Source organism: Streptomyces sp. NPDC045701 (assembly GCF_056432045.1).
On the sequence record NZ_JBWKJV010000105.1, the window covers coordinates 1 to 7,466 of the forward strand.

Here is a 7,466-nt window from a genome sequence, read left to right on the forward strand (position 1 = left end):
CACTCTCCGCCGCCCTCATCATCGCCCAGTCCCTCTGGCGCCGCACCCACCAGACCCGCGCCCGCCAAAGCCATCACGCCACCCGCGACCGCAGAGACCGCAACCGCGACTCACGGCTGTAGTACCTGGCGGCAGCCGGACAGACCCGCGGCAGTCTCACCGGCGCAATCATGCACACCGACCACGGCGCCCAGTACACCAGCCGGGCCTTCGCCGACGCTTGCCGCAAAGCCGGCGTCCGCCAGTGAACGAGCACCGCCGGCAGCTTCAGCGGACAACGCGCTCGCCGGGTCACTCAACACGGCCTTCAAATGCGAAACGCTCCAGGGCCGAAAAAACTGGTCCAACAAGCGCGAGGCTCGTCTCGACGCCTACCGCTGGCTGCACCGCTACAACACCCGCCGCCGTCACTCCCGGCCCGGACAACGCAGCCGAACGCCCCCGAAATAGCGCTCGAGGAACCATCAACCACGCCAGACCCAAGCCGCAAAAACCGTGTCCAGGATTCAGGGACAAGGCTTGACCGCCGTCTGCACTCCACTCTGGGCATGATCAGCCCCGCCGAGTACGCCGCAGCACTACGCTGACACACAAGCTGGGGCCGACTGATCACCGGCCAGCACACCACCGGCAGGAAAGCCGGAACGGTTCACCACTCGAGTTTCTGAGCAAGTGAGCATACACCAAGTCGCCGTGAGCCACATCGGGCTATCACAGGCGCTGCGAGTTAAGCTGGCCATGGTTGGCAAAAAACGCCAGTGGAGGCTGATCATGGACGTTGCCTCATGGTTGCGGCAGATGGGCCTGCAAGCCTATGCAGAGGTTTTCACTCGCAACGAAATCGACGAAGAAATCTTGCCCAGTTTGACCTCCTCGGACCTGATGGAGCTCGGGGTCACGCCTCTGGGGCATCGACGGAAAATACTCAAGGCAGCAGCGCAGCTGCAGATGTCGCAACCTCGGGAGGCAGAGCGTAGACAACTCAGTGTGGTGTTCTGCGATCTCGTAGGTTCTACCGCCCTCTCTACTGCCTTGGACCCCGAAGACCTGAGGGACGTCATCGGGATGTATCAAAGGGAAGCTGCGGAGGTCATCAGCAGTTTCGGCGGGTATGTAGCTAAGTACCTTGGCGACGGCATCCTTGCCTATTTTGGGTACCCGACTACTCACGAGGACGAAGCTCACCGAGCTGTCCTGGCGGCGCTCCGGGTTATTGCAAGAGTGCGCGAGCTGAGACCCCGCGCGAACTTGACTCTCGACGCCCGAGTCGGTATTGCGACGGGACTTTCCGTGGTGGGCGATCTCATTGGGGAAGGCGCGGCCCAGGAAGAGTCCGTCGTGGGAGAAACGCCTAATCTCGCAGCCCGCCTGCAGGCCTTGGCCGAGCCCGGCAGTGTAGTTATAAGCGAGGGGACCCATCGACTCCTTGGGGGCCTCTTCGATGTGAAGGACATGGGACTCTGCTCCCTCAAAGGTTTCGACGAGCCGGTCCGTGCCTGGGCAGTGTTGCGAGAAGCTGCGACTCCAGCGCGATTTGAAGCACTTCATCCTGGTGAAATCGGGCCATTGCTCGGACGTGACCACGAGGTGGAACTTCTTTTGAGCCGCTGGGGACAGGCAAAGAAAGGTAAGGGACAAGTCATACTTCTTTCGGGGGAACCTGGCATCGGTAAATCGCGCACTGTGCGAGGCCTCCGGGAGCAGCTCACCGGCGAACCGCACCGAGTCCTTACCCACTACTGTTCCCTCTATCAAGCGAACACAGCCTTTTACCCCGTGATCGCCCTGCTGGAGCACGTGTCGAAGCTGGACAAGAATGCGTCGAGTGAGCACCAATTAGCTGCAGTGAAATCGGTCATCGTGGAGTCGTCCATTGAAGACGTCGAAGAAGCGCTGCCTCTGCTGGCTGAACTACTGTCCATCCCCCATGAGCCTACTCCACTAATTACAGGCCTAAGTTCCCAACGCCGTAATCAGCGCACCCTTGAAGTCCTGGCGGATCAACTTGCCGGGCTAGCTAATAAGACACCGGTTCTTAGTGTCTACGAAGATGTACAATGGGCGGACCCGTCAACTCTTAAACTAATAGGAATGCTCATCGACCGGGTGCAGCACCTGCCTGTCATGCTGGTCGTCAACTACCGCCCAGAATTCACTCCGCCATGGAGCACTAATGCGCACGTTACGACCCTTGCGTTGGACCGCCTCCCTCAACGGAATGGTATTTCTCTCATTGAGCACCTTACCCAGGGCGTGACGCTTCCCTCTCGAATTGTCGAGGAAATCCTCGACAGGAGCGATGGAGTCCCCCTCTTCATCGAGGAGCTTACCAAAAATGTTCTGGAGTCCGAGGTGGTAGAGGCGGGCCGCGATAGATCGGTGCGCTTCGCTACAATCCCCTCCACCCTGCACGACTCCCTTATGGCTCGACTCGACCGTCTTTCGCCAGTGAAGGACGTTGCCCAGATCGCCTCAGTCGTTGGCAGAGCTTTTACATCAGATTTGCTCTCCTCTGTATCCGGAAAACCAACTTTTCAGGTTGAGGAAAGCCTGGACCAACTTGTGGGGGCCGGCCTGGTATTTCGCAAAGGTGGAGGAGTGTACACCTTTAAGCACGCGCTCGTGCAGGATGCAGCGTACGAGTCCATGCTGAAGAGCAAGAGGCGTCACCTGCACGCTAGAGTCGCCGAAGTGTTGAACGGTGGCCGGGACGCAGCGGTGTCATCACCGGAGCTCATTGCCGAACACTACTCTCGAGCTGAATTGCACAGGGAGGCGGCGCGCCAGTGGCTTGAAGCAGGCAAACGAGCCAAGTCGGCGTATTTGAATCTAGAGGCAGGGTCTCATCTTCGTCGATGTCTCGACGAGGTGAAATTGTGTGGCATGGAAGGTGGCGGGGACGAGGATATCAATGTAGAAACCGACGCGCTGGTTCTGCTCGGCGACTTGACCGGCTTGGCCGGCGATTTGGTCGAGGCCAACAGATACTACGAGACGGCCAGACAGGGCTCCGTTTCAGAGGGGCGCAAGAAGGCCATTAGAAAGAAGTTGCATCAGGAGGAAATTGCCTTTCGAGACGGTGCCAGGATCACTTTTTACAGCCATGGGGATGGCGACAAGACAATCCTTCTTGTGAATCCCCTAGTCTATGGGCTTGCGCTTTTTCAGCCTCTCCTTGAGCGCTTGTGTGACAGGTTTCGAGTCATTACCGTAGATTGCCGAGGAACGGGAAAATCGGATGCCCTAGTGCGACCGTTCGGGTTTGCCGAACATACCAAGGACCTTGCACAGGTCCTGGAAACATCCGCAAGTTACCCAGTCATCGGCGTGGGTTTGTCGCGAGGTAGTAATCTGCTGATTCGTCTCGCTGCTACCCAGCCGAAATACGTAAGTAAATTGATTACCGTAGGGTGCTCATTTGTAGAAGGAGGGCTCGACTCGCTCGCTACGTATTCTGACTACTGGGTGGAAGCGCCTAAGGCGCTCAGGCGAGGAGATATGCGCGCTCTGCTTGAGCTCCTCGGCACGTTTATGTACAGTGAACCAGGAACCGAGGAACTCAAAAAGATTCTTATAGACGGGATGACGAGACTTCCCCGCGATACGATCTTGAGCTTCTATGATGAGGACCCCGACGAAGATGTCTCCTCTCTATTGAGTGATGTGGTGGTACCCACTTTGGTGACGCATGGGACTGCGGACCAGCTGATTCCTTATCGGGCAGCAGAGTACCTGTCCCGCTCATTGCCAAACGCAAAAATATATGGCTTCGAAGGAAAGGGGCATTTGCCCATCTTCACGGCACCGGACGAATTTTGTCAGGTGTTGCAGGAATTCTCTACTTAAGAGCTCGTAACACGCTCATGATTCAGGATTATTGAGGGGCGTCCTATCAGATGAGGCTGCAGGCCAGGAAGACGAACGCGTCGCAGAGTTGAGGCATTTCCATCTCACGTTGAGCTGGCCAGATGCAGGGCAGGGGGTGCTTGATGAAAGTCGCGGTGATCATGTAGGTGGCCTGGTAAGAATAGAGTCTGTTGCAAAATGGACGAGGCCCTGCGCCGCGAGCTGGCGTCAGCGCGCAAGGAGATGCACAAGCTCGCCGCCGCGGGGGACATTCTCCGCAAGGCGGCGAAGTTTTCCGCACAGGAGATGACCTGGTGACCAACCGCTTCCAGTTCCTCGGGCCCCACCACCGCGCCTGAGGCTTGAAGCGCGGTTGTGTGCCGTGCTGGAGGCCGCCCGCTCCAGCTTCTGCAAGTGGCGGGCCAGCCGCCGGGCCCGCGGCGCGCATGAACAGGGCAGATGCCGCGCTCGCCGGGCGGATCAGGGCCGGCCGTCCACGCCGGGCAGGACGGCACCTGCGGCCGCCCGGGGACCACCCCCGCACTGAGCGGCGACGACGAGCGCGTGAACCACAAGCGCGCCGGCCGGGGCATGCGCAACCGGCATCGCCGGGCTGCGGCTGCGCAAGCGCCAGGCCACCACCGTCCCCGGACGCTCCGCCACACCGATGCCCGACCTGCCGGAGCGGGACTTCACCGCCAGCGCCCCGGACACGAAGTACGCCGGACGCCGGGGGCATCACCTGCCTGCCGGCGGGCGACGGCCACTTCCTGTATCTGGCGACCGTGACCGACTGCTTCTCCCGCCGCCTGGTGCGCTGGCCGGGCGCTCGGCCTCATGCGCACCTCGCTGGTAACCGGCACGCTCCGGGCAGCCGCCCAGGCCCGCGGCAGCCTGGCCGGCGCCGTCTTCCACAGCGATCACGCAGCCCAGTGCAGCCCCCGCGAATTGCGCTGGTGTCTGCGCCGGGCTGGGTGTCAGGCAGTCCACGGGCGCGGCCGGCACCAGCGCGAACAACGCCCCCGCCGGGTCATTCAGCAAGACGCGGAACGCTCCGTGGCGCCCGCCGCTTCGACGGGGCCCGCGCCTGCCGCCTGGCCGTCTTCCGCTGGACCACCCGCTGCAACACCCCCCGACGACCCCGGCGAACGGACAGCAGGCGCCGATAGCCTACGAACAGCAGTCAGCTACCCTGACGCTTGCCGCATAACGACACGAACAGGTGTCCGCTCCTCGGGGACAAGGCCCGAGGGCGAAGCGTGTTCGTCCGTGCTTCTGGCGCGCGAAGAGGTGCTTGCCCGGCTGACGCTCGTCAGGGTGCCCTCACGGGCCAGGTAGGCGCGCGCCGCCGCTACCCCCCGTCCCGCGCCGCCACCCGGCCGCCGCCGCCCCGCGGCGAGGCTGGCGGCCCGGCGAGCCGTGGCGCGCCCTCGCCCGGCCGACGTGGCGGCCCGACATACGCGCGGCGGTCATCTCCCGCACACGTCAGCCTCCACCGGAAGACCGTCAAGCACGCGGCGTTCACCGGGCAGTACCCGGTCGCGATCCTGTCCGACTGCGTCGTCTACGCGGCCGCCGGACCCTCGCCGCTGGACTTCCTGCTCTACCGGGACGGCAAGCCGCTTCCCGGCGGCTTCAAGCTCGGCATCAACCCCGGCCTGATCAAGCGCGAGGGCACTCAGGATGTCCTGTGGGGCGAAGAGGTCCGCGAGCGGGTTCAACACGCCGGAACTGAGCCTGGCCCGGTACGTCAAGGACGGCACCGTCACCGACGTCGACACGGAGAGTAGGAGTAGGCGATGAGCCTGTTCGGGGACGGCCTGGAGGCCGCGGTGCAGAAGGCGTTCACCCGCCCGGCGCCGAAGGCGGCCGACGCGCAGATGCGGTACCTGGTCAAGCAGATGAAGGGCCCCAAGGCGGTCGCGCAGATGCTGCGGATCTCCCACGAGCGGTACGTGAAGGACCAGATCAAGAAGCCGCGAAGCCGCGCCCCGACCTCGCCACGCGCCTGGAGCGCGGCGTGAAGAAGCGGTGGCAGCGGCAGATCAGGGCGAAGCCCGCAGAAGGCGGCCACCACCGGCGGCATCGTCGTCGACACCGGCCCGCATGGGCTATCCGCGCCGATCGGGTCGACGGATGAGGACCGTGTTGGCACCTGACCGTCGCCCTGCCCCCGCAGTACGCGGCCCGCCTCTTCGAGGCCCAGGAGGCGGGTGCCAGCGCCCAGAAGCTCCAGCAGATCATGGCCGAAGGGCTCAAGGAAGTGTACTTCCAGGACGGCGGCCGCCGTCCTGGAGCCTGGAGAAGGTCCGGTTCACGGACGTCCAGCACCTGGAGTTCGAGCTGTAAGCAGCTGCTCCCCGAACAAGCCCCGGACCGATGTGTGTGACTGAGCGCTTCAGGTTGCGGATGGGCGTGCGAGTCGGCGGCCTGAGTGCCCGGGACCTCCCTCATCATGTCCTTCGTGCTGTCCCGGCAGACGGCCTCGCTGTCACTTCCATACGAGCGATTCGGTTCGCGTATCCCAATCAGCAGTCGAGCCGTCGCGGAGTACTGGGCGGCCAATCCCTGCAAGCCACAACAGCGGCAAGATCATGACAGCCATACCCGATACCCCTGGGTGTCGCGATCTTACAAATGACCGCGACCAACCCAGAACCAAGGTATGGATCATGAACCGTCCTACCCCACGACAACCCGAAAGCTCAGTAATCGAGAAGGGAGAGTTTCGGACAATCTCAGGACTGAATGGATATGGGCGAGGTCAAAATTTGGCCGAAAGATACACGCTAGATTGGCGTGATATCTAATGCAAGATCACGATCTTGTCCCTGCAGATCGCCGCTGGCCTGTTCCGAATGAAGATCGGTATGCGAAATTGACCAGGCTGTCCAGAACTCATCCGTCGATTACATGCGCGACCCACAGGTTCGACAGACTCCTCGCATCCCCCGTGAGAACCTAGGCGGCGGGGCCTTCCAGCTACTGCGAAAGTGAGTTATCCTATGCGTCACCGTATCGCAGCCATCACTGCAACCACTCTCTTGGCCTTCGCTGGCGCTACCGGAGCGGCTCACGCTGCCCCCACGTCATATGCGCCTTCTGCGTTCACCCTTACCATCACCCACCACTTTAATGCGGACAACGATCGCTCCGTCACCTTGACCTGCGACCCTGCCGCCGGTACCCACCCCAGCCCCCAGGCAGCATGCGATGCCTTCGCCCTCACTAATGGCAACCCTCACGCCCTGCTCGCCAACCCCGCCCCCAACCGCATCTGCCCGATGCATGCTTCCCCCGTCACTGTCACCGCAAAGGGCAGCTGGGAGAACCGACGCGTTAGTTGGCAGCAAACGTTCTCGAACGACTGCCGCATGAACGCCGCCCTCGACGGAAACCTCGTGTTCAGTTTCTGAGTGCGCACGGCGTCCATCCCGCCCATCAATGGACCCGTGCGTACGGCGTGACGTAGTGAACACTCGCCCTGCCGCTGAGCTCGTTCCGACGCGCTCCAGTACTGCAATTACAGTTAGGGGGTGTGTCCGCGTTGTTTGTAGTGGCTGTTGCGGGCGCGTGTCTGGCTGAGTCTTCGCCAGAGTGACCAGTGCAGATGGTGGCGG

Annotated in this window: 3 protein-coding genes and 2 pseudogenes; all 5 read left to right on the top strand. The window is 62.1% G+C overall.

What is annotated here, in order from left to right; genetic code table 11:
* Nucleotides 1-72: 72 nt before the first annotated feature.
* The 5 genes and pseudogenes from AC07DW_RS32795 to AC07DW_RS32815 all read left to right on the top strand — a co-directional run bounded on the left by AC07DW_RS32795 (nt 73) and on the right by AC07DW_RS32815 (nt 7,262).
* Complete coding sequence (locus AC07DW_RS32795) at nt 73-450, top strand: integrase core domain-containing protein (protein WP_478861287.1); 378 nt, start codon at nt 73-75, stop codon at nt 448-450.
* 243 nt (nt 451-693) lie between these two features.
* Nucleotides 694-3,846, top strand: a complete 3,153-nt coding sequence (locus tag AC07DW_RS32800) for an alpha/beta fold hydrolase (RefSeq protein ID WP_478861285.1) — start codon at nt 694-696, stop codon at nt 3,844-3,846.
* A gap of 1,399 nt (nt 3,847-5,245) precedes the next feature.
* Nucleotides 5,246-5,649, top strand: a pseudogene (locus AC07DW_RS32805) (telomere-associated protein Tap); the annotation flags it as partial.
* Nucleotides 5,646-6,195, top strand: a pseudogene (gene tpg, locus AC07DW_RS32810) (telomere-protecting terminal protein Tpg). The pseudogenes AC07DW_RS32805 and tpg, both read left to right, overlap by 4 nt.
* A 656-nt stretch (nt 6,196-6,851) precedes the next feature.
* On the top strand, nt 6,852-7,262 hold the full coding sequence (locus tag AC07DW_RS32815) for an SSI family serine proteinase inhibitor (protein ID WP_478861286.1): 411 nt from the start codon (nt 6,852-6,854) through the stop codon (nt 7,260-7,262).
* Nucleotides 7,263-7,466 lie beyond the last annotated feature (204 nt).